This window comes from Streptomyces sp. BE20 (assembly GCF_036322525.1).
Lineage (GTDB): Bacteria > Actinomycetota > Actinomycetes > Streptomycetales > Streptomycetaceae > Kitasatospora.
The window spans coordinates 1-329 of record NZ_JAQYWW010000008.1; the positions used below are offsets into that span (position 1 = coordinate 1).

General features: G+C 72.9%; 1 protein-coding gene. It reads right to left on the bottom strand.

Annotated features, from left to right (window positions below; translation table 11 throughout):
* Nucleotides 1–329: polyketide synthase (locus PUR61_RS00020; protein WP_329874299.1), on the bottom strand; the 329-nt coding region annotated here is incomplete at both ends.

Consider the following 329-nt stretch of genomic DNA (forward strand, 5'->3'; position numbering starts at 1 on the left):
ACACCGGCCGCCGCCTGCGTGTGACCGAGGTTCGACTTCACCGACCCCAGCCACAGCGGCTCGTTCTCCGCACGGTCCTGGCCGTAGGTGGCGAGGAGCGCCTGGGCCTCGATCGGGTCACCCAGCGCGGTACCCGTCCCGTGCGCCTCCACCGCGTCCACGTCCCGCGCCGACAGACCCGCCGACTCCAACGCCTGGCGGATCACCCGCTGCTGCGACGGACCGTTGGGCGCGGTCAGACCGTTGGACGCACCGTCCTGGTTCACCGCACTGCCCCGCACCACCGCCAGGACCGGGTGACCCAGACGCTCGGCATCGGCCAGCCGCTC